The following is a 26,465-nucleotide window of genomic DNA, read 5'->3' as shown; positions in this document are numbered from 1 at the left end:
ACATTTTTTAATTTTTTCAGAGGCCTTCAAAATAGATTTTTAAAAATGAGAAGAAAACCCTAGCCCGAAGGCTAGAGTCGTTTTCGAATAATTTCTTTTATTTAGCATTTTCAACTGCAGCTGTTACAAAAGCTGTGTAAAGTTCTTCAGCACGATTAGGACGACTTTGCAACTCTGGATGGTATTGAGCTGCGACAAAAAATTTTTTATCTGACAGCTCAACAACCTCCATCAAGCGATTGTCAGGTGATACGCCTGAAAAAACAAAACCGGCTGCTTCAAAATCCTCGCGGAATTTAGTATTGAACTCATAGCGGTGACGATGACGGCGTTGAATAACCTCTTGGTTGCTATAGGCTGCAGCAGCCTTTGAGCCAGACTTAAGTTTACATGGATACAAACCCAGACGAAGAGTCCCCCCCATGTCTTCAACATCGATTTGATCGCGCATGATATCGATGACAGGATAAGCCGTATCTGGATCTAGCTCTAAGGAATTAGCTCCTTGCATATTAAGAACATGGCGAGCAAATTCTACACAAGTCAGCTGCATACCCAAACAGATACCAAGCATCGGAACATCATTCTCACGCGCATAGCGAATAGCCTGAATTTTACCTTCAGTCCCGCGTTGACCAAAACCACCAGGAACAATGATTCCATCAGCATAACCAAGGAGTTCAGCAACATTTTCAGCTGTAACATCGTTAGCATTGATCCATTGAAGGTCAATGGCAGAGTCGTTGACATAGCCTGAATGCTTAAGCGCCTCGACAACTGAAAGATAGGCATCTGGCAGCTCAACATATTTACCAACCAAGGCGATTTTAGTGGTCTTTTTGAGGTTAAGGACCTTATCAACCATGGCTGACCATTCGGTCATATCCGCTTCAGGTACATCTAATTTCAAATGGTCACAGACAATCTGATCCATACCCTGTGCTTGCATATTAAGGGGAACTTGATAGATATGATCAACATCAAGGGACTCGATAACAGCCTCTGGCGCCACATCACAAAACTGCGCTAACTTATTTTTAATCGCCTGCCCTGCCGGTTGCTCTGTACGGATAACCAACATATTAGGCTGAATCCCTAGCCCGCGCAATTCTTTGACTGAATGCTGAGTGGGCTTGGTCTTCATTTCACCAGCAGCTTTAAGATAAGGAAGCAATGTTGTATGAATGTACATAACATTATCAGAGCCCACATCTGCTTTCATTTGGCGAAGAGCCTCTAAAAATGGCAGACTCTCAATATCTCCGACTGTTCCGCCAACTTCAGTGATAATAACATCAGAGTCAGTTGTTGTAGCGGCACGCTTAATTTTCTCCTTGAGGGCATCCGTAATATGGGGAATAACCTGAACAGTGGCACCAAGATACTCACCCTTACGCTCTTTTCTCAAAACCTCGCTGTAAATTTTTCCTGTTGTAACGTTTGAATACTTATTAAGGTTGATATCAATAAAGCGTTCATAGTGACCAAGGTCAAGATCTGTTTCAGCTCCATCATCTGTCACATAGACTTCACCATGCTGATAAGGGCTCATTGTCCCTGGGTCAATATTAATATAAGGATCAAATTTTTGAATTGTAACTTTTAGTCCACGATTTTTAAGCAGCCGTCCAAGACTAGCCGCTACAATTCCCTTACCAATCGAAGAAACAACACCACCTGTAACAAAAATGTACTTTGTCATACACACTCCTTATTATCTCAAACGGCACAGCTAGACACACAGCCAGCCTTATTTTATAGTACACAAGGCTTTTACTTTTAAAAATAAAAATAGCCCCCTATTTGCCTAGGGAGCATTCCGACCTCTAAAAGAGGTGCCCGATAATTAGTATAGATTATCCAGAGGCTTTTGTCAATCAGAAAATCAAGCTTCCTCGTCGTCCTCATCATCTTCTTCGTCATCAGATTCATTTAAGTCTACAGTATCCTCGTCTACGTCTTCATCGGGGATAATTTCGTTAATTTCTGAATCATAAGACTCAACTTCTGATTTTTCATCATCAGGATTTTCTTCATCGTACTCAACATCCGTTGGCGTAAAATCATCCTCGTCTTCTGGATCATCATCATTATAATCAATGGCATCTTCATCCCCATCCATGAAGGCATTAACACGCTTTTTCTTACGTTTAGGAACGTCTTCACCATTTTCTTCCAGTGTAATCACTTCTTCATCAATTTCATCAATGGCATACCATGACCGAAGTCCCCATTTATTTTCACCTAGAGGAATAAAGCTGCCATCAGTATTCAAATCTGAATAGAAAAATGGCAGAGCATAGCGAATATCAGCATCAGATGTTCCTAAGTAGTTTTGAATCTCATTGACTAAATCGCTGAAGTACATTTCATTATCGCGACCACGTGTCTCTAAAATAGCACGGGCAACTTCAATCATTGACAGTTCGCTCTTTTCTTGTCCAGCAAATACTTCTAATTCCAAGGCTGTTCTCCTTATTTTGTCATTAACTTATATTTTACGATATTTTTAGTAGTAAGTCAAAAATGATTTTCCTTATACATCCAAAAACAAACTAGTTTAACTGGTTGATTTTTTAACAAAGGCCAAGATATCCCGCATATCTTCGGCTATATAATCAGCCAGCGACTGATCAATACCGAGGCGATCTTCTCGATAAGCAAGGACCGTCAGATCTGCACCTTTAGCCGCTGCTATCCCTGAAGGCGAATCTTCAATAGCCAGTACTTCCCCACTTGAAATAGCCAAACGTTCAAGAACCGCCAGATAGATTTCTGGATTTGGTTTACTCTTTTCAAAATCCTCGCCGCTGACAATAGCATCAAAATACCCCTTAATACCACAAGTTGTTAAAACAGTTTTTATATAATCTCTCTTTGTTGACGAGGCAAGAGCTAAGGCGATCCCCTCTGCCCTAGCATACTCTAAAACAGCCAAAACATCTTTGCGAAACAGAGACAAACAATTTTCTTTGCGATATTTTATCCTTTCAATCTCATCTAGTCCAGCTGCAATTTCACTCAGGGAAAGCGACGTCTGACTGAGACGCTTTATTCTTTCTAAGAGGTCTTGTCCAGAGCGTCCAACCAGCTCCGAGAAATCCTTAAAAGTCAGTTGTGAGGGATTATATGCAATCTGTTTAATATAATTCTGTTGCAGTTGAAAATCTAAATATTCTGTATCAACAATGACACCATCCATATCAAAAATAATCAGCTTTATCATAATAACCTCTTCACGATGCCCTGAATCCTGCTTTCTATCAACTTGCTCAGCGTTATTCTAATCTTATGGGCAGCCGAATTTAAACAGCTAAAAAACGAGAGACTTGGAGTTCTCCCCAAGTCTCATCAACAAAGTCAAGATAAAAACTACTTGACACTCGCAGAACTAGTAATAGTTTCAATAGCTTTCTTCATAGTGATATCATGTTTCAGCATGTCAGATGAAAGCAGTGAACGAACCTGTTCAGCATCCATATTATATTCCACAGCAAGATCTGTAATCTCTTTTTCAATTTCTTCGTCTGTTGCATCAAATCCTTCAGCAGCTGCAATCGCTTCGATAACAAGATTTGTACGCACACGTTTATCAGCATCTGCTTCATATTGTTTGTGAAGATCGGCCTCAGTCGTACCTGTCAGTTGATAATACATATCAGGTGAAATTCCTTGTTGTTGCATATTGCTCAGGAATTCATTCATCGCACGGTGCACTTCATCATGTACCATTTCCTCTGGTAGTTCCGGAATTTCTGCATTTTCAACAGCCAATTCAAGCGCAGCGCCTTCAACAGCATCGTCATAAGCAATTTCTTTAGCGGCTTCTAACTCTTTGCGGTATTTAGCTTTCAACTCATCAAGTGTTTCCACTTCTTCGTCGATATCCTTAGCTAACTCATCATCAAGTTCTGGGACTTCTTTAGATTTAACTTCATGCACTGTTGTTGCAAAAACTGCGTCTTTACCAGCAAGATCATCAGCTTGATAATCCTCAGGGAAGGTTACATTGACTTCTACTTCATCACCAGCTTTAGAGCCAACCAACTGTTCTTCAAAGCCTGGAATAAATTGACCTGAGCCAAGCTCAAGAGAGAAATTATCTCCCTTGCCACCATCAAACTCCACGCCATCAACGGTACCGACAAAATCAATAACAACGGTATCTCCATTTTCAGCAGCAGCATCCTTAATAGTCAACTCAGCTAAATTGTTACGTTCACGCTCGATTTTGTCGTTAACTTCTTGCTCCGACACTTCCTTCGTTTCCTCAACAGAAACTTCAAGATTCCTATAGTCACCCAACTTAACTTCTGGTTTAGTTACAACTTCAGCTTTGATAACCCAATCCTGCCCCTTTTCCATTGAATCAACATCAATTTTAGGTTGAGCCACGACATCAAGCCCACTTTCAGATACAGCTGCATCGTAAGCTGTAGGTAAAATGCTATTCAAGGCATCTTCATAAAGCGCTTCCTCGCCAAAGCGTTGATTAAAGACAGCACGCGGCATATGCCCTTTACGGAACCCAGGAACATTTAAATCTTTTTTTACTTTATTGAAGGCTGTGTCAAGAGCTGGTTTAATTTGTTCTTGACTGATTGTAAATGTAAGCACACCGCGGTTAGCAGCCGTGTTTTCAAATGATACAGACATCTTTATCTCCTTAAAAAATCGTAATACACCTTAGTCTATCATAATTTAGGGGGTTTTAAAAGTTTTTTTATGCGAAATTCCCCGCTTATCAACTAAAAACTGCTACTTCCGCAAAAATTTGTTAGACTAATAGGCAGAAAGGATTTCTCTATGAATATCTTAAACAAATACTGGGAATCACTCCATTTGGAAGATATGGCAGTCACACTGCTGTCCAAAGTTATATCACTCGCTTTGCTGATTTTCGTCTTTATTATCGGTAAACGTATTGCAGACTGGGCCTTTAAAAAATTCTTTGAACGTTCTCCCCGTCTGTTGGGGCAAACCGAAGGAAGGCGTAAAACCTTGATAAAGCTCTTTCACAATATTATGAGTTACCTGCTCTATTTCATGCTTATCTACTGGATCTTAGCTATTCTAGGTCTACCTGTCTCCAGTCTAATTGCCGGAGCAGGAATTGCAGGTTTGGCTATCGGTTTAGGAGCACAAGGTTTTCTGTCTGATCTCGTCAATGGTTTTTTCATCCTTATTGAGCGGCAATTTGATGTTGGAGATTCCGTAACGGTGGACTCTGTTTCAGGAACAGTGTCCAGCGTGGGGATTCGTACGACAGAAATTCGAGATTTTGACGGAACACTGCATTTCATTCCAAATCGGCAAATTTTGCTGGTCAGCAACCAATCTCGCGGAGATATGCGGGCTCAAGTTGACATTCCTATCTATGCCACCACGAATCTTGATCGGGTGACTCAGATCATCAAGGAGGTTAATAGCCAAGAGGTTCCTAGCAATCCAGAAATTGTAGGAGTCCCTAATATCTTAGGTCCCCGAACAGCTATCAATGGGCAATTCGTTTTTCGAGTAGATATTTTTGTGCAAAATGGGCAACAGTTCCGTATCTACTCCAAATTTTTCCGTCTTTATCAGGAGGCATTATTGAAAGATGGCATGACACTCCCCACACCCAGTGCCCACATCATTCCACCAACATCAAAGAGCTGAGCTTAAGTCCAGCTCTTTTTATGACAGCAAACAACTACCACATTATCAGCTTTTAGGCTTTTCGAATAGAATCTTTTTCATGCAGAGCCCGGTCGCCTCCGATGAGTTTTGGGCGGCTAGCAAGGGCTGTTACATGAGCTCCTCCGAGTTCCCTTTGAATGGGAATCAGAGGAACTTGAACACGTTTAACATGCATGCCAATAAAGGTATCACCAATATCTAGACCTGCATGCGCAACAAGCTCTTCAACCTCAACAGGGTGCTCCATAAATTTAAATGCGGCTAGCTGGCCACTGCCGCCAGCATGAAGACTGGGAAGCACATTAACCACCTCCAGCTGCTTTTCCTCTGCAACAGACTCTTCTACGACTAGAGCTCGATTGAGATGCTCACAGCCCTGAACAGCTAAATAGACATCACGCTTTTGCGTCTCATTTAAGACAGTCTGTACAACGACTTCACCAATTTCTAAGCTGGAGTTTTGGCCAATACGACCACCAGCTACCTCACTGGAAGATAAGCCTAGGACAAAAATCTGTCCCGGTTTAATCGCAGAGCGTTCCAATATATCTACAATAATTCCTTCTGTTTGTTTTTTTAGTAGGTCTAAATCCATCATATCCTCATTTCTTAGGAAATAAATTTGAAAACAGCTTAAAAGCTATAAAGCCTATCACCGCACCAAGTATCGTCTGAAAAGAATTCCCCCATATCCCGGCGACAGCCGCTCCCCAGCCATAACCAAGTATCAAAGCAGCTAAAACATAAACACCGACCATAGTTATAGAGGCCAATAGCACTCCAACAAAGCGATATTTTCCTTGTAAACCAGCAAGGAGTCCCTGCAAGCCGTGGGCTAGCAAACTAAACAACATATACTGGGGGTAGCCCAACAATAGATCTAAAAGAAAAGCAGATATCCCCCCGACGGCTGCTCCGCCGCGACTACCCATATAAAAGGCGGTAAAGAAAACTCCTGCATCCAGCAAGGTCAAAAAACCAGTTGGAGATGGAATATGAATAAAACCTAATACCGTACTAAGTGCCGCTAGCAAAGCTAGAAGTGTTAATTGGTGTAGTCTAATTTGCCTCATAATTCTGTACCACTCCATACTGATCAGAATGTTGAATACCTTGATAAACGAAGCCCTTAGCTATCCTTACTGCCTCGAAAATCTCCTTGCCAAGAACCAATTGGCTAGCAATACTAGACGCGAAGGTGCACCCTGCTCCGACATTGTTTTTGTCAAGCACAGGGTAATCCAAAACTCTAAAATCTTCCCCATCGTAGAAAAGATCTACAGCTCTCTCAGAATCCAAGCGACTGCCCCCTTTAATAACAACTGTTGGAGCACCAAGTTGATGAAGAGTCTTAGCTGCAGATTTCATATCTTCCAGTGTCTTGATTTCCTGCTGGGCAAGCAACTCGGCTTCTGATAAATTCGGAGTCACTATAGTGATATTAGGGAAAAATTTTAATAATTCATCACGCAGTGCACTGACTGCGACATCGTGTTTTTCCTTACAGACCAAAACAGGGTCTAAAACGATTGGTATTCCCTTGTGGTCTTCTATAAATTTCAGTGCTTGGGTGGCAATGGCAGTATTTGGCAATAATCCCAGTTTAATAGCTCCAAAGGCAACAGGTTTCAGGCTATCCAACTGTGCTTTAAAGACCTGTCCATCTGTCGCAAATACCTCAAAGCCTTTTTCTGTCATAGCTGTCAAACACGTTACTGCCACAAAACCACGCAGGCCATTAGCTGTATATGTATTGAGGTCTGCGTAAAGACCACCCCCGCTAAATACGTCGTTTCCCGAAATAGCCAAAACATTAGTCATCATAGATAATCTCCTTCAGATAAAGGCCGTTGCCAGCAGCTGTTGGCCCAGCCAAATTACGATTCTTCGTTTCTAATACTGTCCTAACCTGATTTACAGGCATACGCCCATTGCCAATTTTCAAGAGAGTTCCTACCATATTGCGCACCTGCTTATAGAGGAAGCCATTACCAGTAAAAGTAAAAACTAAAAAGCCAGTCTTGGCATCAACCGTCACCTCTGCCCTTGTAATCGTTCTCACCTTATTAGTCACCGAGCTCCCTGAAGCTGTAAAGCCAGTAAAATCATGGGTGCCCACTAAATCTTTGATAGCTTCCTGCATAGCAGCCAAATCGATAGGATAAGGATAGTGCGTTGCATAGGCCCGCATCATAGGATTTTTAGGACGGCCAATGTCAACAAGAAACTCATACGTCTTACTATGCTTATGATAGCGAGCATGAAAATCATCAGTCACTTGCTCAACACTAACCACATCAATATCTTCAGGTAACTGAGTATCCAACCCAAACCTCAGCTTTTCTTCATCACGAACCTGAGGTAAATCAAAATGAATGACTTGCCCATAGGCATGAACGCCACTATCCGTTCGTCCAGCTCCATGTACCTTTACAGGAAAACCACTGTTTAGTCGCTGCAAAGTTTTTTCTAACTCTTCTTGAACTGACCGTTCCTTAGTCTGCCTCTGAAAGCCCGCAAACAGGGTGCCATCATAAGAGATAATCGCCTTGTATCTTACCATAGCCTTATTTTAGCATGATTAATCAGTCTCGCCCAGAGAAAAAGAGTCAATCTGTCCCCGGACAGATTGAACCTATAAAAAAACTATTCCATTTTATGTAGGAACAGCTACATTCGGGAATAGTTTCTTTTGATTTTGATAACTTAATGACCTTGTTCTAAATATCTGCCCTTTGATTATAAATCTATTCAGCATCAAAGGCGTCTTTAACCTTATCAAAGAATCCTTTTTTCTTAGGTTGAATACTGCTTTCGCCGCTGGCTGCTGCAAAAGCCATCAGGGCCTCTTTTTGTGCCTCATTAAGCTTAGTAGGAGTGACAACATTAATCGTTACATGCTGATCCCCCTGACTGCCCCCGCGCAGACGAGGAGCTCCTTTACCCTTGAGACGGAAAGTTTTACCCGTTTGAGTACCTTCAGGAATCGTCATTTCAACATCACCATGGACTGTCGGTACCTCAACAGTATCTCCAAGAGCAGCTTGGGCAAAACTGATATTCAAGGTATAGTAGATAGTTGAACCATCACGTTCAAATTTCTTGCTTGGTAAGACATTAATAATAACGAAGAGATCACCGTAAGGACCGCCGTTAAACCCTGCTTCCCCTTGACCTTGCAAACGGATCTGTTGACCAGTTTCAACACCTGCTGGCACCTTAACAGAAACCTTATGTGATTTCTTTTCATGACCACTACCTTGACAAGTCGTACATGGATCCTTAATTTCCTTACCAGTACCATGGCAGACATCACAAGTCACCTGGCGGCGCATCATACCAAGGGGCGTTTGAGTATCTACATTGATCACACCTTGACCGTGACATCGACTGCAGGTCACTGGACTCGTTCCAGGCTTGGCCCCAGAACCATGACAGGTGTGACACTCAGCTTCCCGATTATAGGTAACATCTTTTTCAGCCCCAAAAACCGCCTCTTCAAATTTCAAGTTCAAGCGATATTGCAAATCATCACCTTGACGTGGCGCATTAGGATTGCGGCTAGTACCTCCACCAAAGAAACTGGAAAAGATATCTTCGAAACCACCGAATCCTGCGCTATCGAAACCGCCAAAACCGCCACCGAATCCTGCATTGGCACCGTCTGGTCCATACTGATCATAAGCAGCACGTTTTTGCTCGTCTCCCAAGGTTTCGTAAGCCTCTTGAATATCCTTGTATTTTTGCTCAGCCCCAGGCTCTTTGTTGATGTCTGGGTGGTATTTCTTAGACATCTTACGATAGGCTTTTTTGATTTCATCTTGCGAGGCATCCTTGGACACCCCCAGACGGTCATAATATTCTTGATTGTTCATAATTTATGATACAAAAGGCGTTAAGAAAACCGTATGAAAATAGAAAACTGACGCAGTGTGTCAAACACACTAGGAAGTTTATCTTTTTCACTAGGTTTTTAGCCTGTGTTCGAATAAACGAACTTGTATTCCTTTCTATTGATGTACTATGAGAAAACAGAAAATCCTGATTTTCTAGACGATTTATCTTTTCACACAAATTTTTAGGGCGGGTTCAATTCCTTTCTATAAAGTTTTTTTCTGTGGACAAACTCCTAAGAGACTTAAAAAATAGAAAACTGTCCGATGATTCCTTGCATCTATATAAAGTTTATCTTTTTGGCACAGTCCTTAGTCCGCGTTCAGTTGAGAACACCTGTATTTCTTTCTGTTTAAGCTTGGAAAATCCTTACCGAAAATTGATAAAATCGCTATCAAAATTGCAAAGAAATAATTAGTCAAAGTAGCTGATGGAAGCAGTTTACAGCATGTTTGTGACCTGTCCTCATCACTCTTATAGAGGTGAGACGACGAAATCACAACTCTGCTGATCGATTTTTGCCTTATTCTCAAAAACAGAGGCTGAGTTGCAACCTCTGCAGTTGGTTTTATAGTAGAGTTACTATCTCGCTTTCGAATTTCCACGCTCAGGGTAGAACAGTTCACAGGTCTTGCCACCAGCTCATCATTTTTTGGCTCGTGGGATAAATTGCCCACTGGGTGGGGCGTTTTTGCGACACGAGGATGCAAAATCGATAATATTTTACTGACGAGTTAGTAAGACACCTAAGTTATTCGCTATAGCGACAACTGTTAACTGATGAGCTCTTTAGTATAGTCGTCAGTTTTGGTGGGTTATTTCTCCGTGAACTCCCCATCTACAACATCATCGCCACCATTACCGTTATTGTCAGCTGAGTCAGTTGCTTGCGCACCTTCTGCTCCGCCAGCTGCCTGCTGCTCAGCAGCAGCTTGTTCGTAAAGTTTTACCGCAAGAGCTTGAGCTTTTTCATTGAGAGCTTCAAGTTTAGACTTCATGTCGTCAAGATTGCCTGATTCCTGAGCGGCTTTTAATTCATCAAGAGCTGATTGGGCTGCGTCACGTTCGCTATCGAAGCCTTTGCCTTCAGTTTCTTTAATGGTCTTTTCTGTTGCAAAGATCGCTTGGTCAACTTCATTCTTGAGGTCAACTTCTTCTTTACGCTTAGCATCAGCATCAGCATTGGCCTCCGCATCTTTCATCATGCGATCGATTTCTTCTTCAGAAAGACCGTCATTTGACTTGATAACAATGTGCTGTTCTTTTTGCGTTCCAAGGTCTTTGGCTTTAACCGATACAATACCGTTCTTGTCAATATCAAAGGTTACTTCGATTTGTGGTACACCACGAGGAGCAGCTGGAATATCGGTCAATTGGAAACGTCCAAGTGTCTTGTTATCAGCTGCCATTGGGCGTTCCCCTTGGAGAACATGGATATCAACAGCTGGTTGGTTATCGGCTGCGGTTGAAAAGACTTGTGACTTAGAAGTTGGGATAGTTGTGTTGCGGTCAATCAACTTCGTGAAGACACCGCCCATAGTTTCGATACCAAGTGACAGTGGGGTAACATCAAGAAGCACGACGTCTTTGACATCACCAGTGATGACACCACCTTGAATAGCAGCACCCATGGCTACGACTTCATCAGGGTTTACAGATTTGTTTGGTTCTTTACCAGTTTCAGCCTTAACTGCTTCAACAACAGCAGGGATACGCGTTGAACCACCAACTAAGATGACTTCATCAATTTCTGACAGGCTCAAATCAGCATCAGACAAAGCTTGGCGAACAGGGGTCTTGGTGCGGTCAACAAGATCGCGAGTCAAATCATCAAATTTAGCACGTGTTAATGAGACTTCCAAGTGGAGCGGTCCAGCATCACCCGCAGTGATGAAAGGCAGGCTGATTTGTGTTTGGGTGACCCCCGACAAGTCCTTCTTAGCTTTTTCGGCAGCATCTTTCAAACGTTGCAGAGCCATCTTGTCAGTTGACAGGTCAATGCCATTTTCTTTCTTGAATTCATCAACCAAGTAGTCAATAATCTTTTGGTCGAAATCGTCACCACCTAGTTTATTATCACCAGCAGTAGCCAATACATCGAAGACACCATCGCCCAACTCAAGGATAGAGACATCAAAGGTACCGCCACCAAGGTCAAACACTAAGATTTTTTCATCTTTATCTTGTTTATCAAGACCATAAGCAAGGGCTGCTGCAGTTGGTTCGTTGACGATCCGTTCGACTTCAAGACCAGCGATTTTACCAGCATCTTTAGTTGCTTGACGTTGCGCATCATTGAAGTAGGCCGGAACAGTGATGACAGCCTTTTCAACTTTTTCACCAAGATAATCTTCAGCATATCCCTTGATGTATTGCAGAATCATAGCTGAAATTTCTTGAGGAGTATATTCTTTATCATTGGCAGAAACTTTTTCAGAGGTTCCCATTTTAGACTTAATGGAAATAACCGTATCTGGGTTTGTTACTGCTTGACGCTTAGCGGCATCACCGACAATGATTTCCCCATTTTTAAATGAAACAACCGAAGGAGTTGTACGGTTACCTTCTGGGTTAGCGATAATTTTACTTTCAGTGCCTTCAAGAACGGCAACTGCTGAGTTTGTTGTTCCTAAGTCAATACCAATAATTTTAGACATAATACAAGATACCAAGAACATTGAAACAGTCCAGCGACTGCTATTAACGTTCAATTCCTTTCAAAATTTAAATTATTATTCTTGTTCGTTATTTACTAGTTTTCTGTCATTTCGGACAAGTCAGTCTGTTACTAGTTTGATAGTAAAATCGATACCATTTTGCTATCGAGCTAGTAAGGAGTCTAGGCAATCCGCCATAGCGGTTGCCGTATAATGATGAGGCGTTTTAATGCCCATCATTATTGACTAGTTATACACCACCACCATAGCTGGCCGAAGCAGCCGATCGTGCAGTTTGTAGCCTTTTTGGAAGATTTCTGCAATACTGTCTGCTGGGTGCTCATCGTCAGCTGGTAAGGTCTGCACTGCCATGTGAAAATTGTGATCAAAGCTTTCGACTGTTACTTCTTCCACGCCTTCTTCTTTGAGAGCTTGGATCAGGCTTTCTTGTACCATTTCCAAGCCTTTTTTCACATCATCGCTCAAGCCCTCAACCGCTAAAGCACGCTCCAAATTATCCAAACTAGGCAAAATCGCCTTAGCTAGATCCTGTGAACGATACTTTTGCAGCTGCTGGCGCTCTTCATTGGCGCGTCGCTGAATATTTTGCATCTCCGCGTGAGCCCGCAGATATTTATTTTCAAAATCATCTGCCTTCGCAAGAGCTTCTTCAAGTTCTGATTTTTCAGGAGCCTCTTCATCATTATCGACTACAGTCGCCTCCTGCTGATTTTCTTCATCTTCAGAAACCGTTGTCACTGTCTCTTCAGCAGCCTCTTCGTTTTCTTTTTTAATATCTTCTGACATAATGCCTCCTATTTAATTTACCTCGTAATGATTACTGCTAAGATAGCGATAAAAATCCGCTAACTTCATCGTTAAAACCCGACTAACAATGCTAAGAAGTCCCAAAGTCCGCTGATAATCTACAGTAACAGGCCCCATAAGACTCAAGCTACCGAATCCACGATAAGGGATTAAAAATTTGTAGGATAACTGAGTCAAAGACTTAAGCCCTTGTTGATTTTCTTCAGCCAATCGAATAACATAAGGCTGCTCATCTTGAAATTGTTTTCTAATATCCAGAGCCAACTCTTGATTATTATCAAACAAGCGATAGGTTTTAACATCAGCATATCTGAGGAGATTCTCTTTACCAGATAAGAACAGTTTTTCTACAAACATTTCCTTAAAGATATGTTCAAATAATTCCAAGACATTATCTGTTACCTTGAAATAGCGTTGGACAATCTGCGGGATCTCAGTTCGAATCCGATAATGAATTTCCATCACTGTTTGCCCTAAAAAGCGTTCACATACCAGATTGCTTAAAGTGGCTAAATCCTCATCAAGAAAATTCTTGGGAATAGCAAACTGACTTGTAACAGTATTGGAATCATCAAAAGTCATGACAGCTAGAGCATCGTGGTGACTGAGCTTTACAATATCAAAAGCGCTCAAGCGCTGATTGCTAGGTTCAACATCCAGAGCAACAGCAGTACAGCCAGTCAGCTTTGCCAAAATATCACTAGCCTTTTGTAACAAATCCTCTAATTTAAAAAATTCAAAATCAAAAGCCTTGACGACCTCATAAACATCCGCTTCATCAACACGCTCAAGATTTAACAAATGATTGACATAGTATTGAAAACCTTGACGACTGGGCAAGCGACCACTTGATGTATGAGCTTTTTCCAATAAACCAATTTTTTCTAAAGCAGCCATATCATTACGAATCGTAGCACTGCTAGAAGCAATGTAGTTCTGTAAAAGCTTTGATCCGACAGGTTCATGAGTCTGTGTAAACAATTCAATAATGACGGACAAAATATCATTTTGACGCTGTGTAATCATCCCCGACACCTCCTGTCAGATTTAGCACTCTTATGACACGAGTGCTAACTTATGTTTCTATTATACTGCTCTAAAAATTGATGTCAAGGGAAAAACTCAAAAAATTAGCACTCTTTCAAAAAGAGTGCTAAAAGACTTATTTCTACTGCAATTTGGGCAATAGGTTTAGGAACCTTCCATCCACCTCATTTATCATACTTTGTTAGCTGATGCTTCTGAATAATAGCAGTGAGTTTATCCGCATAATGAGGATCGGGACTAACGCCAGCTTTTTGCAAGGCTTGAACAGCAGTCGTGTATTCCTCAGCTGTTGCTACTGTTGTATAAAGCTGGGTCCCCCACAGTCCAGAACTCAATGCCTCCATATAAGCCGAAAGGCTACTCTGCCAGTCCGTATAAATGGCGTAAGGCTGCTTAACTGTCCGCCATTGACCCGATTCGTAAGACTGAGTCGTTAAAACAATCCTTGCCTGTCCTGATTGTGCTAACATACCTGTATAGTTGTGATAACGCACCGCTAGTAAATTAGAGCCATAGTCAGACGACTGAGCCATCTGGGCAATGATAATAGAAGCTTTGACTCCATACGCTTTGGATAGTTTTTGAGCAGTTGGAGCAACCTCCTTGATAAAAGCTTCCTGACTATAGTGAGATACCACCTTAGTGTTGGCAGCCTTAGTTCTCATGTTAAAAAGCAAGGGCAAAAGGATAAGGGCTAAAACAAAGCCAAAAACAATTATAAAAGGCCGAAATTTTAGCCTAGTTCTCATAAATATACCTCCTTACTTATTTCTTCTTGAGCACTGCAAGGTACTCTTCCAAGCTTAGATCATGCTTCGTCATATATTTGGCCGAGGCCTTACCGACATAGCGGAAATGCCAGTCTTCATAGTCTACGCCTGTTGAGTCACTTTTGCCCTTTTCAAAGCGTAACACAAAACCATATCGGGGGGCCAACTTCTTAATTTGAGAAACAACAGTTGGATTGCTTTCGTTAAGATTGTCAACGGTACTCATATCAATAGCTAAACCTGTCTGATGTTCACTAGCACCTGCCGGCTGCGAATAGGTCTTGACCTTTTCCTTGGCCTCATCCTCGCTCAAACTAGGATCACTGGACATTTCTTGTTTAACATAAGAACTAAAGAGCTCCTCCTGATAGGCGACACTGCGATAGCCTGAAATCAAATGCTCACTGCTATCAATTTGTTGGGCCGCCTCTAAAAAATCTCTAACATTATCAGCAATTCGAGAATCCACCTCTATATTATCCACTGAAGTCAATTCAGGATTAAGTTCTTCTGTAAGATTATCCCGATTGACAAGAATCAGCTGCCAATCGTCTGCTGAAACATTTGGTAATTCTGCAGTTGCTTTAGACTCTTTCATAGCAGATTGATGAGAAGACGAATTGACTTGAGACTGGTGAGATTCTTGTTTATCACGAACATAGGCAACACCAAAAATAATTAGCAGGGCAGCGATAAAAGCTACCAAGAGATTGCGATTACGACTTTTCATACACTTCCTTTTCTAACAATTCTCTGCCTTTTTGGCGATAAGACATATCACCGATAGCATCAATATGAAATCGACCTTCTTCATAAGTCAGCTGACAAACACTGCCATTATCTAGAGCTAGACTGCGCGGTAAAGTTGAATCCAGCAGTCCCATCAGTGTGCCGATAGTCATACCGTGGCTAACTACGATAGCATCACCACCCCCTTGACTCTCAACTTCCTTAGCAATATCGGTAAATCCCGAAAGGATCCGTTCCCTCAGCACATCCCAAGGCTCAGCCCAGCCTGCTGTATCAACGGCTAAAATAGCATCAGCCATATCCTTATATGTCAGCTCTTCAACAGGCTTATCAAAAACCCGTGGCATAACACCGTTAAAGAGTTCAGCATCATACCCTCCGTCCAAACTACCAAAGCACCACTCACGAATCCGCTTATCCCGCTTATAAGGAATCGTCTCTTGCCCCAGTTCACTCAGGATAATTTCCATCGTCTGTAGAGTCCGGCCACTGTCGCTAGAGTAAGCCGCAGCAAAATGCAAACCGGCCGCTTTCAAGCCAAGACCCAACTCCTTGATTCCTTTTTCTCCATCTTTCGTCAAGGGTGTATCTGACCACCCCTGCGCCCGACCAATTGTATTAAACATGGTTTTCCCGTGACGGGCAATAAATAGTCGTGTTTTTGCCATAATAAGACCTTCTCCCGAGTTTTTTATTATTATACCAAATTTAAGCCAATTAAAACACCTATCAAAAAATAGGTGTCCAATAATTAATTTTTAAAACTATGAATAGGGGCAGGAATCTGACCACCTCTCGCAATAAAATCTGCAGATGATTTCTTGTTGACAGACATAACTGGGGCTGCACCCAACAGACCGCCGAATTCGATCATATCGCCTTCTTTTCCTTTAGGAATAATGCGCACCGCTGTTGTCTTCTGATTGATCACGCCGATAGCTGCCTCATCAGCAATCATGGCCGCAATAGTCTCTGCTGGGGTCTCCTCGGGAATAGCAATCATGTCTAAACCAACCGAACAAATCGCTGTCATTGCTTCTAATTTTTCCAGATTCAGAGAACCGCTTTGCACTGCTGCAATCATCCCTTCATCCTCCGACACAGGGATAAAGGCACCGGATAGACCGCCAACTTGGTTGCAGGCCATAACACCGCCCTTTTTGACTTGGTCATTAAGCAGAGCCAGCGCTGCCGTTGTACCATGAGTGCCGACTGTCTCCAGCCCCATTTCTTCAAGAACTCGAGCAACTGAATCGCCGACTGCCGGAGTCGGAGCAAGCGACAGATCAACAATACCAAACTTAACACCCAAGCGCTCCGACGCCAAACTACCTACTAATTGGCCAATTCGAGTAATTTTGAAAGCTGTTTTTTTAACCGTTTCAGCGACAACGTCAAAGCTTTGACCGCGAACTTTTTCCAAAGCACGCTTAACCACCCCTGGTCCTGAGACACCAACATTAATGACAACATCGGCTTCTCCTACGCCGTGAAAAGCACCTGCCATGAAAGGATTGTCCTCAACAGCATTCGCAAAAACAACCAGCTTAGCAGGACCCATCTCAGAAGCTGCCGAAGTCTCCCTGATAATGCGCCCCATATCACGTACTGCAGTCATATTGATACCAGACTTGGTTGATCCGATATTGACAGATGAACAGACAAAGTCAGTCTCAGCCAAAGCTTGGGGAATAGAATTGATGAGAATTTCATCTCCCTTTTGATAGCCCTTTTGCACCAATGCTGAAAAACCGCCGATAAAATTAATACCAATATTTTTAGCTGCGCGATCCAGCGCCTTAGCTAAAGGAACATAACTGTCTGCATCCGTCGCTGCGCCAATGATGGAAATAGGTGTTACAGAGATACGTTTGTTGACAATTGGAATCCCCAATTCAGCTGAAATTTCATCCCCAACTTCAACCAACCTGCTCGCCTTATCAACAATTTTTTGGTAGACTTTTTCAGCAGCTCTACTGATATCTGAATCAATGCAATCAAGAAGAGAGATACCCATGGTAATGGTACGAACATCAAAATTCTGCTCTTCAATCATGGCTATGGTTTCTGTGACCTGCTTAATATCCATTTCCTTACCCCCTTATAAATTGTGCATGGCATCAAAAATAGCAGAGCTTTGAATATTAATCTTAACCTGCAGCCTCTCTCCCAGCGCTTCCAACTCAGAGCGCAAAATAGCAAAGTCCTTCTTCTCTTCTGAAGAAACTATGGCCATCATCGTAAAATACTCATCTAAAATAGTTTGAGTAATATCATCAATGTTAAGACCTAAATCAGCTATTTTAGTTGAAACGCCAGCCACAATTCCTTGGGTATCTTTCCCAACAACGGTAATAATCGCTTTCATGTTAAACACCTCTTCGTTTAATATTGTTAGTATTTTATCATATAAATAAGCTTTTTTCTACGAATATTCGGGGCTAAAGGCTTAATTCCCGAACTTTTTGGAATAAAAAAGAGTCTGGGACAAAAGTCCAGACCCGTTAGCATTATCCTAGATTTACCAGATCGACGCAGTGGTTGGGAGTAAGACTTCTTGGCTATGCCAAGAAGTCTTACTCCTGCACAGTTCATTAGGTGCTTTAACACCCAATGAACCACTGCTGATTGGCGATCCTTATCTTGAGGTGCAGTCCTATTTTTAGACGACTCCTTAAACAGTCCAGTGGAGTTTGGCAGTGGGGATAGACTGCCAAGACCTGCCACCTAAAAACAAGAAAGTGGCAGAGGTTTGAACCATAAAATAAGAGAGCGAGGAAAATCAAAATCGTGATTTTACCACGATTTACTGATTGAGCCCCACTCTCTGTGCTAAATTGAATACGCTCCAAACTCGGTATCTAGATAAGCCTCCTTGTGCGCAAGGCTACCTTCTTAAAATCTTAGTTGCTTCTATGAACCCAGTATTCTTAGAATAAAAGCAGCCTGCAATACTTGCAAAAGGGGGAAAGCTTCCCAAAGTTTGCCTCTACATCCCTATTTTGCTTTGAGCGTAAAAGGCTTAATACCTTAATTATTAAGGGCAGCAGCCATTGTTGCAGCAACTTCGTTTTCAAAGTCATTAGAAGCTTTTTCGATACCTTCACCAACTTCAAAGCGCGCAAATTCGGTAACTTTGGCATTTACTGAGTCAAGATAGGCTTCAACCGTCTTGCTGTCATCCATGATGTACACTTGGGCAAGTAATGTGTATTCCTGGTCAACTTTAGTATTGTCCAACATGAAGCGGTCCATTTTACCTGGGATGATTTTATCCCAGATTTTTTCTGGTTTGCCTTCAGCTTGCAATTCAGCTTTGATGTCCGCTTCTGCTTGAGCAAGCACATCATCTGTCAATTGACCCTTAGAGCCGTATTTCAAGTGCGGAAGAGCTGGCTTGTTAACCATAGCACGGCTTTCGTTATCTTGATCGATTTTGTGGTTCATCTGAGCCAATTCGTCCTTGATGAATTGCTCATCCAATTCCTTGTAAGAGAGCACTTTAGGACTCATGGCTGCAATATGCATAGAGACTTGCTTAGCCAAAGCCTCATCGCCACCTTCAACTACGGAGATAACACCGATGCGGCCACCATTGTGTTGATAAGCGCCAAAGACTTGATTATCTGCTTTTTCCAATACTTGGAAACGGCGGAATGAGATTTTTTCACCGATAGTTGCTGTAGCGTTTACATAGGCAGCTTCAAGTGTGTCACCTGAAGGCATTACCAGTGCAAGAGCTTCTTCGTTGTTAACTGGTTTGCTTTCAGCAATCACTTTAGCCGTTTCATTAACAAGGTCAACAAATTGAGCATTTTTCGCAACAAAGTCTGTTTCAGCGTTAACTTCAACAACTGCAGCTACATTACCAGCAACGTAAACACCTGTCAAGCCTTCAGCGGCAACGCGGTCTGCTTTTTTAGCAGCCTTAGCCATACCTTTTTCGCGCAGCAACTCGACCGCCTTTTCGATATCGCCATCAGTTTCTACAAGTGCTTTCTTAGCGTCCATGACGCCAGCACCAGATTTTTCACGCAATTCTTTAACAAGCTTTGCAGTAATTTCTGCCATGATTCATCCTCCAAATAATATATGAATAATAATTGAACTCATCCACGACACTGTGTAAAAGATGAAGCTTTCTTAAATGCCCATGCATCTCGTTGCCCTCACTATTTATATCGTATCGCTGACGGTTTAGTGTCTTAAAATCAAGCACGTTTTGAAAGCCCAATATTTGAGATAAGTCACCTTGTGCTCAAACACACAAAAACATGTACTTTCCTAAATTCTCAGTCGCTTTACGAGCTTATATCTTAATATAAAAGAGCGAGGGCTGAGCCCTGCCCTTAAGGCTTTTTCATTTCCTAAAGTTTATTCGTTGTCGCCTTCAACTACTTCAACGATTTCTTCCATTGAATCTGCAGCATTTTCGCTAGCTGCCAGTTCTTCTTCAACAGAGCTGTCTTCACCTTGGTTTCCTTCGATGATAGCATCTGCCATCTTAGAAGTGATCAACTTGACGGCGCGGATAGCATCATCATTGGCTGGGATAATAACATCGATGTCATCTGGATCTGTGTTGGTATCAACCATAGCCACAACTGGAATACCAAGTTTCTTAGCTTCTTTAACAGCGATTTGTTCTTTATGTGGATCAACAACGTACATCACATCTGGGATGCGTGGCATATCTTCGATACCACCCAAGAATTTTTCAAGACGGGCACGTTGTTTGTTAAGAAGGGCAACTTCTTTCTTAGGAAGAACTTCAAAAGTTCCTTCTTCTTCCATACGTTTGATTTCTTTAAGGCGTGCGATGCGTTTTTGGATAGTATCCCAGTTTGTCAAGGTACCACCCAACCAACGGTGGTTGATGAAATATTGACCAGCACGTGTAGCTTCTTCAGCGATAGCTTCAGCTGCTTGCTTTTTAGTACCAACAAACAAGATCACTGCTTCGTTCGCTGCAGCATCACGAATAAAATCATAAGCTTGATCAGCCAATTTTACAGTTTGCTGAAGGTCGATAACATGAATGCCGTTACGCTCTGTAAAGATGTACTTAGCCATCTTAGGGTTCCAGCGGCGAGTTTGGTGACCGAAGTGAACACCAGCCTCAAGAAGTTGTTTCATTGAAATTACTGCCATGAGTAGTTTCTCCTTTAAATTGTTTTTTTCCTCTCTTGGATTTCAGCTCGCAAGCCAACTCTAAGAGCAACAGACTCACGATTCATCCAGGATGAGTATTATCACCTAACTGGCGACCCTACCATAATAGCAAATTTCATAGGATAAATCAAGCTAATTTGACTTGACTAGGACAAGAATTTAAGATAAAATATAATGCGTTATAAGGCGGTATAGCCAAGTGGTAAGGCACGGCTCTGCAAAAGCTTGATCGTCGGTTCAAATCCGTCTACCGCCTTCTAGTGTTAACGCTACTCATAGCACTTAATCCGTTGAAAAGCCTCTTCAAGGCTTTTTATTTTAGCCATCAGTTTTGAACTGCAAAAGACATTTATTGGCGTGGGTAAAGAGTAGGGGATATTTCCTTTTCTTATCATTGTTACAAACTATTTAAAAGGCTGAGATTCTTTAATTAAATCTTGCCTTATTTTTGTGTTTCTAGTATAATACAAGCTAAGGAGATGTTTATGATTATGAAAAAATTGACCTATTTGACTTTAACAGTTGCTGCAGCGACTGTTCTGGCTGTTTTTCTTAATCTTGATAAGGCTAGAACTGACGCCACAGCCCTAGTAACGAATACCCAGTCCAGCAGTCAGGATACTGCTGCTTCGTCGACTCCAAGTAGTGATGTTACCACTGTTCCATTAGAGACAACTATTGTTAAGGCCTCCCCAGGCCAATATACTATTCCAGAAGGAACCAAAGTAACGGTTAATGAAAATCAAACCTTCAAAGCAGCCTATGATGATGGCTCAACTTTAACGACCTACGCTGATAATACTTACTACTATAAATCTTCAGAAGGTGCTGAAGCGCGAACCTATACTGATGAGACCTATTTCCTGACAACGGATACAGGGATTTCTCTTACTACTTATGAGGATGGGTCCTATCAGGTCAATCTAACTGACGGAACGACTGTAGATCCGTCTAATTCTACCGACCTTGCTAGTGTACAGAGTCAGTATAATCTGCCGCGCATTGACACCTATAACCAAATGGTTCAGGATGTTGTCGAGGATGTCAACCAAGGGACTTAATGCTTATATAAGTTTAGCAGAGACTTATACCATTATTGTAAGACCTGTTTTCCTGTATGACACGGGAGTCAGGTCTTTTTTATTTGGCTCTTTATAAACTGTAGTGGGTGACTTATAGTTAATACTTAGAGACGAACATCCAAGGCAGGCGTTACCCATGGGAACTCCTGTTTAGGTCATAGACAAGAAAGGTATTTGCCTGTACAAGCTTGATGACTAATGGGGGTTAAAAGAGTCTCCTCCACTCTATTTAAAGTGAAGAAGACTCTTTGTCCAATCACGTTCTAATAAAGTTCCGAGACTTACTTATATCACAGGATCTACATTCAGTTCTGGGATAATTCTTGTCAAAAACTGCTTGGTACGCTCTTGTTTGGGATGTACAAAAATATCTTCAGGACTGCCTTGCTCAACGATATGACCATCTGCCATGAAAATAACATGATTAGCTACATCGCGCGCAAAGCTCATCTCATGAGTTACCACAACCATAGTAACTCCTTCATCAGCTAAGGTCTTCATAACCTTTAAGACATCACCAATCAGCTCAGGATCCAAGGCTGATGTTGGCTCATCAAAAAAGATAATATCGGGTCTTACCGCAATCGCTCTGGCAATGCCAATACGCTGTTGCTGTCCCCCTGACAGTTGACTAGGATAGTAGTCTTTGCGATCCAAGAGTCCCACTTTTTTTAAGGATTCTTCCGCAATTCTGATAGCCTCATCTTTAGGGACTTTTCTTGCAACAACTAATCCTTCTGTAATATTTTCTAGAGCTGTTTTATTGGCAAAGAGATTATAGTTTTGAAAAACAAACGCTGTTTTCCTACGAATTTCAAGGATCTCCTTTCGTGTCAAATGACTTAAGTCATAAACATGGCCATCTAGATTTATTTGACCACTATCAGCCTGCTCCAGATAGTTGAGGCTGCGAAGAAGGGTTGTCTTCCCTGAGCCAGATGGTCCTAATATAGCAACGACATCCCCTTTCTTGACTGTTAAATCTACACCATCAAGAACTTTTTTATCAGCAAATGATTTTTTGAGATTAGAAACCTTCAGCATCCTTATCCTCCTCTATTTTCATGTTCATAAAACGCCCGAGTTCTTCTATCCCCTGTCTCAGAACAGCTGTATCAGATACGAGACTGATTCGGATATGACCACGTCCTGCTGCTCCAAATGCTGAGCCTGCAACAACTGCTAGACCATGCACCTTTAACAGCTCATTTGCAAAAGCTAGGTCATCCCAACCTTGAGGCAGAGTAATCCAGAGAAAAAATGTTCCACTTGAAGGTGAGACCGAGATATCATAATTTTTCAATAAACGCATCGCCAGCTGACGGCGCTCTTTATAGAGTCTTCTCAAGCCATCCCTTTCCTCTCTTGTATGCTTCAGGGCGTAACTCGCCGCATCTTGGACAGCTCCAAAAGTACCTCCTACTGATGAGCGTATGTACTGCTCCAAAAGCTTTATAATGTCCTTGTTACCAACTGCAAAGGCTATCCGCCAGCCCGCCATATTAAAAGTTTTCGATAGGGTATAAATTTCAACACCTACTGATTTTGCCCCCAGGGACTGCAAAAAACTTGGGGAAGGGGTATCAAAACTAATATCAGCGTAGGCAAAGTCATGAACCACAGCAATATTGTTATGTTTAGCAAAAGCAACAGCTTGGTCAAAAAATTCTCGGGTTGCGCCAGCACCTGTTGGATTATGGGGGTAGTTCAAAAACATCAACTTAGTTTTAGCAAGTATCTCCCTGTCCAATCTATCTAAATCTGGCAGATAGTTATTTTCAGCTGTTAAGGCCATTTTAATGGTCTGCGCCCCCGCCATCCTAACACCTGCTTCATAGCCGAAAAACGCTGGATCAGGTACTAGGACTGAGTCGCCTGGATTAGCTAGAACCATGGGCAAAGCTGTTAGGGCAGCAAGAGAACCAGAAAAAACTGTAATCTCATCTAGCAAAAGCTCGACACCGTACTCTTCTTTGTAGAAGTCACGAATAGCTGCCTTAAAGCTTGTCTTACCTCCATACGGCGGATAGCCAAAGTTACTCGGTAATTTTGCATCTTCTTGGAAATGATCGACGATCGGAGAAAGAGTAGGTTGATCAGGGTTCCCACGACCGAGATCAATTACTTCCTTCCCCTTTTCACGCAGACGTTTAATTATTTCTTGTTGATTAGCTAAAAAATGGTCTCCTCGACCTGACATTCGCTCAGCTGCTTTAACAAACATCTACTCCCCCCTTAATTGTTGTATAGCACCCAGCACTTTTTCTTTAGATAAACCTGGAAACAATGACTGTACTCGGCTGTCTTCTGGATTACAGATATAATCAGCAAAATCGCTAACTTCATCAATATCCCAGTAAACATCCTCAAGATGTATAGGCAAGCCTACTTTTTTATGGTAAGAAAGTACCTCAGCCACTAATTCATCTTGGTTCCCTTCAACATAAAGTTGAAAGAGATTACCGAGTGCGACAACTTCACCGTGCGTTTTTTTAGGTCCTTTTTGCCACTTGACATAAGCATTGTAAAAGGCATGTGCCAAAACGCTGCGGCCATCAAAATCGGCTATGCCATCGACAGAAGCGGCTACTAAGAATATGGTATCTAAAAAATTCGTGAGAGCTTCACCCGTCAATTCGGAAATATCTGTTACCTTCAGCATCTGCTCTCGACAAATATCTAAGTAAGATTTCCCTATGGCCCTAGAAATCAAAGACGTCTTTTCAGACGTCAAGCGTAAGCGAATTTCATAAAACTTTGCAAGCGTGTCACCAATGCCTGACAGGATGTATTCATAGGGTGCATACTTTAATAATTCGGGCTCAACCAAAACGATACTGACAGCTTGCTTTTGTCTATGGGCTCCAACCATCTCATGCTCACCTTCAGAGTAAAGAATACTTTTTGTTGTCAGAGCCGCACAGTTAGAAGGCAGCGTTGGGATATTAATCAAGGCAATTTCTAAATTATCGGCAACAACCTTGGCCGTATCCATAAGCTGCCCGCCGCCAAATGCTAGAATAACTCCTCTGCCTTCAATCACACCTGTTAAACGATCAATCTCAGATTGCGTAGCATTTCCCTCAAACCATGCGATAGGATACTGGTTTAAAAATCCTTGAGGCAAATAAGGTTTGATGACTTCGCAAACGATTTTATCCGTCAAAACAACCGGATTCTGATAGTCATGCAAGCTAAGTATATCTGGTAATTCTTTGAGAATTCCTACTTGATTAATATATTCTGCTGGACTTTGACGAATCGTTCTTTCAATCATTTAAGCCTCCCATCTGCTCGGAAATGGATCATCTACAAAACGGATAACGTCTAAATGACCATTTAATAAGCTGTCCAACTGAAGAAGCGAGGAGGCAATACCAGCAATACCATCATAGTAACCGAGGGCAACCGTGATTTTGTCAGGATTTTTTCGCTCAAGCGCTTGTTTCCAATAAACTCCCTCACCTAGACGCTCTGCCCTTTTCACTAGAATGTCACCAGTTTCCTTGGCTAATGTAAGGTAACGAGTCTTGCCAGTTACAATATAGGCAGCAATAAACAATTGTAGGATGCTTGCTGTTCCACAGCAATAGTTATCAACTTCCCAGTAGCCGGCTGAACGCTCATAAGGTGCCTTGACTAAGGTTAGACCAGCGATTGCATTTTCAAAATCATCTAAGTAGTGCTGTTCACCAGTTCTAAGGTACCCTTCATAGAAATAACGAGCTGTTCCTGCCGGTCCAGCACAGTATCCGACATAGCAGATGTGATTGTCGTCTGGCAATAAGCGAGGAAGGAAAATCTTTTCATCATCCACCGAATGATGGTGATAGAACTCCGTAATTCCTTGAATACCTTCTAGAAATTCTTCTTTTCCTGTTTTTTCCCACAGTTTCAAAAGGACATAAGCTACACCTGAAGGTCCCAAAGGAAAACCAGAATTAAACTTATCATGCGGACCATTGACAAAGCGTTGCTCCATACCCAGGTAGTAAACTTGACCGTCATCATCTACTTTCTTTTGCGTTAGGATAAAACTACCAAAGCGCTCCAAGCGCTCTTGCAGCCCATTCACAGGATACTTGTCAGCTAGACGTAAGAGCAAGAGAGCTGTTCCCCCATCAGCAGTAATTCCTACCTGTCCGCTCCATGCTCCTCGTCCGTCATCAGTCACGACTATTTCTCTGATAATCTTTTCCACAGCATCATGATAGGCCTTATCCCCTGTTAAATCATAGAGTTCATCAAGGATGAAGGCAACTCCACCTAGACCAGTCGTCATCGCAAACTTTGAGAAGGCCCGACCGATGAGTTGGTCGCTTTTATCTAAGCGATTCAGGATATAACGCCCAGCTTGTTTAGCCTTTTCCAAGTAGACCTTATCTGCTGTAGCACGATAGAGGTCAATATAGTATTTGATAATGCCACTACTGCCGGCATAGAGAGAGATCTCATCGTAGTATTCCCACTCCCCCTGAAAAGCCTTACTAATGTCCCAGTAAATACCACCGTCTTTCTCAACTTTATAACGTTCTAAATAGTTGGATACCTGCTTAGCTGTCGTTAAATAGATAGATTCTGACATA

At 42.1% G+C, this 26,465-nt stretch carries 25 protein-coding genes and 1 tRNA gene; 3 read left to right on the top strand and 23 right to left on the bottom strand.

Annotated elements, in window-relative coordinates; translation table 11 throughout:
• Positions 1-97 precede the first annotated feature (97 nt).
• From pyrG to tig, 4 genes are all read right to left on the bottom strand, one after another.
• Positions 98-1,702: a CTP synthase gene (gene pyrG / locus AC4HAO_RS08300; protein WP_491135087.1), complete on the bottom strand. Its 1,605-nt coding sequence runs from the start codon at positions 1,700-1,702 to the stop codon at positions 98-100.
• 183 nt (positions 1,703-1,885) lie between these two features.
• Positions 1,886-2,464: a DNA-directed RNA polymerase subunit delta gene (gene rpoE / locus AC4HAO_RS08295; RefSeq protein ID WP_447452861.1), complete on the bottom strand. Its 579-nt coding sequence runs from the start codon at positions 2,462-2,464 to the stop codon at positions 1,886-1,888.
• Positions 2,465-2,560: 96 nt separating this feature from the next.
• A complete protein-coding gene (locus AC4HAO_RS08290; protein ID WP_491093662.1) occupies positions 2,561-3,226 on the bottom strand; it encodes an HAD family hydrolase in 666 nt (221 codons plus the stop codon).
• Between the two features lie 146 nt (positions 3,227-3,372).
• Positions 3,373-4,656, bottom strand: coding sequence for a trigger factor (tig, locus tag AC4HAO_RS08285; RefSeq protein WP_491093663.1), 1,284 nt, complete (start codon positions 4,654-4,656; stop codon positions 3,373-3,375).
• A 150-nt stretch (positions 4,657-4,806) separates the two neighbouring features.
• On the opposite strand from tig, the gene AC4HAO_RS08280 reads away from it, so the two are divergent.
• Positions 4,807-5,658 (top strand): mechanosensitive ion channel family protein, encoded by an 852-nt coding sequence (locus tag AC4HAO_RS08280; protein WP_491093664.1) that lies wholly within the window; start codon positions 4,807-4,809, stop codon positions 5,656-5,658.
• A 52-nt stretch (positions 5,659-5,710) separates the two neighbouring features.
• On the opposite strand, the gene AC4HAO_RS08275 is transcribed toward AC4HAO_RS08280, so the two are convergent.
• From AC4HAO_RS08275 to rpsB, 15 genes are all read right to left on the bottom strand, one after another.
• Complete coding sequence (locus AC4HAO_RS08275) at positions 5,711-6,274, bottom strand: TIGR01440 family protein (RefSeq protein WP_491093700.1); 564 nt, start codon at positions 6,272-6,274, stop codon at positions 5,711-5,713.
• 7 nt (positions 6,275-6,281) lie between these two features.
• Entirely contained in the window at positions 6,282-6,752 is a 471-nt protein-coding gene (locus AC4HAO_RS08270) for an ECF transporter S component (RefSeq protein WP_447452857.1), read from the bottom strand.
• Positions 6,739-7,500 carry a bifunctional hydroxymethylpyrimidine kinase/phosphomethylpyrimidine kinase gene (locus AC4HAO_RS08265; RefSeq protein ID WP_491093701.1) on the bottom strand — a complete coding sequence of 254 codons (762 nt, stop codon included), beginning with the start codon at positions 7,498-7,500 and terminating at the stop codon, positions 6,739-6,741. Before AC4HAO_RS08265 ends, AC4HAO_RS08270 begins: the two co-directional genes overlap by 14 nt.
• The gene (gene truA / locus AC4HAO_RS08260) at positions 7,493-8,242 is read right to left on the bottom strand and encodes a tRNA pseudouridine(38-40) synthase TruA (protein WP_491093665.1); all 750 of its coding nucleotides are present in this window, start codon (positions 8,240-8,242) and stop codon (positions 7,493-7,495) included. The genes AC4HAO_RS08265 and truA overlap by 8 nt, the downstream gene beginning before the upstream one ends.
• Positions 8,243-8,426: 184 nt before the next feature.
• Positions 8,427-9,554, bottom strand: coding sequence for a molecular chaperone DnaJ (gene dnaJ / locus AC4HAO_RS08255; protein ID WP_491093666.1), 1,128 nt, complete (start codon positions 9,552-9,554; stop codon positions 8,427-8,429).
• A gap of 834 nt (positions 9,555-10,388) precedes the next feature.
• Positions 10,389-12,230 (bottom strand): molecular chaperone DnaK, encoded by a 1,842-nt coding sequence (gene dnaK / locus AC4HAO_RS08250; protein WP_491093667.1) that lies wholly within the window; start codon positions 12,228-12,230, stop codon positions 10,389-10,391.
• A gap of 246 nt (positions 12,231-12,476) precedes the next feature.
• Positions 12,477-13,037 (bottom strand): nucleotide exchange factor GrpE, encoded by a 561-nt coding sequence (gene grpE, locus AC4HAO_RS08245; RefSeq protein ID WP_491093668.1) that lies wholly within the window; start codon positions 13,035-13,037, stop codon positions 12,477-12,479.
• 12 nt (positions 13,038-13,049) lie between these two features.
• Positions 13,050-14,084: a heat-inducible transcriptional repressor HrcA gene (gene hrcA / locus AC4HAO_RS08240; protein ID WP_491093669.1), complete on the bottom strand. Its 1,035-nt coding sequence runs from the start codon at positions 14,082-14,084 to the stop codon at positions 13,050-13,052.
• 185 nt (positions 14,085-14,269) lie between these two features.
• Positions 14,270-14,854, bottom strand: a complete 585-nt coding sequence (locus AC4HAO_RS08235) for a glycoside hydrolase family 73 protein (protein ID WP_447452849.1) — start codon at positions 14,852-14,854, stop codon at positions 14,270-14,272.
• A 16-nt stretch (positions 14,855-14,870) separates the two neighbouring features.
• Positions 14,871-15,605: a M15 family metallopeptidase gene (locus AC4HAO_RS08230; protein ID WP_491135086.1), complete on the bottom strand. Its 735-nt coding sequence runs from the start codon at positions 15,603-15,605 to the stop codon at positions 14,871-14,873.
• Positions 15,592-16,293: a histidine phosphatase family protein gene (locus AC4HAO_RS08225; protein ID WP_491093671.1), complete on the bottom strand. Its 702-nt coding sequence runs from the start codon at positions 16,291-16,293 to the stop codon at positions 15,592-15,594. Before AC4HAO_RS08225 ends, AC4HAO_RS08230 begins: the two co-directional genes overlap by 14 nt.
• Positions 16,294-16,376: 83 nt before the next feature.
• The gene (locus tag AC4HAO_RS08220; RefSeq protein ID WP_491135085.1) at positions 16,377-17,714 is read right to left on the bottom strand and encodes a PFL family protein; all 1,338 of its coding nucleotides are present in this window, start codon (positions 17,712-17,714) and stop codon (positions 16,377-16,379) included.
• Between the two features lie 12 nt (positions 17,715-17,726).
• Positions 17,727-17,993, bottom strand: a complete 267-nt coding sequence (locus AC4HAO_RS08215) for an ACT domain-containing protein (protein WP_447452845.1) — start codon at positions 17,991-17,993, stop codon at positions 17,727-17,729.
• A gap of 662 nt (positions 17,994-18,655) precedes the next feature.
• Positions 18,656-19,696: a translation elongation factor Ts gene (gene tsf / locus AC4HAO_RS08210; protein ID WP_491135084.1), complete on the bottom strand. Its 1,041-nt coding sequence runs from the start codon at positions 19,694-19,696 to the stop codon at positions 18,656-18,658.
• Positions 19,697-19,999: 303 nt separating this feature from the next.
• On the bottom strand, positions 20,000-20,776 hold the full coding sequence (rpsB, locus tag AC4HAO_RS08205) for a 30S ribosomal protein S2 (protein ID WP_447452843.1): 777 nt from the start codon (positions 20,774-20,776) through the stop codon (positions 20,000-20,002).
• Positions 20,777-20,982: 206 nt separating this feature from the next.
• On the opposite strand from rpsB, the gene AC4HAO_RS08200 reads away from it, so the two are divergent.
• Together AC4HAO_RS08200 and AC4HAO_RS08195 are read left to right on the top strand one after the other, a co-directional pair.
• A tRNA-Cys gene (locus AC4HAO_RS08200) sits at positions 20,983-21,053 on the top strand.
• Positions 21,054-21,282: 229 nt separating this feature from the next.
• The gene (locus tag AC4HAO_RS08195; RefSeq protein WP_447452842.1) at positions 21,283-21,858 is read left to right on the top strand and encodes a hypothetical protein; all 576 of its coding nucleotides are present in this window, start codon (positions 21,283-21,285) and stop codon (positions 21,856-21,858) included.
• Positions 21,859-22,164: 306 nt separating this feature from the next.
• Here AC4HAO_RS08195 and AC4HAO_RS08190 read toward each other — a convergent pair whose 3' ends face one another.
• From AC4HAO_RS08190 to AC4HAO_RS08175, 4 genes are read right to left on the bottom strand one after another with little or no spacing between them, the layout of a single operon-like run.
• Positions 22,165-22,923, bottom strand: coding sequence for an amino acid ABC transporter ATP-binding protein (locus AC4HAO_RS08190; RefSeq protein ID WP_491135083.1), 759 nt, complete (start codon positions 22,921-22,923; stop codon positions 22,165-22,167).
• Positions 22,907-24,103: an aminotransferase class I/II-fold pyridoxal phosphate-dependent enzyme gene (locus AC4HAO_RS08185; protein ID WP_491135081.1), complete on the bottom strand. Its 1,197-nt coding sequence runs from the start codon at positions 24,101-24,103 to the stop codon at positions 22,907-22,909. The genes AC4HAO_RS08190 and AC4HAO_RS08185 overlap by 17 nt, the downstream gene beginning before the upstream one ends.
• The gene (locus tag AC4HAO_RS08180) at positions 24,104-25,156 is read right to left on the bottom strand and encodes an iron-containing alcohol dehydrogenase family protein (protein ID WP_491135080.1); all 1,053 of its coding nucleotides are present in this window, start codon (positions 25,154-25,156) and stop codon (positions 24,104-24,106) included.
• Complete coding sequence (locus AC4HAO_RS08175; RefSeq protein WP_491093678.1) at positions 25,157-26,464, bottom strand: lanthionine synthetase LanC family protein; 1,308 nt, start codon at positions 26,462-26,464, stop codon at positions 25,157-25,159.
• Position 26,465 lies beyond the last annotated feature (1 nt).

The sequence above is a fragment of the Streptococcus sp. ELY_137 genome (assembly GCF_058314515.1).
The sequence above is the reverse complement of the archived record's forward strand: the minus strand, read 5'-3'. Positions and strand labels throughout refer to the sequence as shown.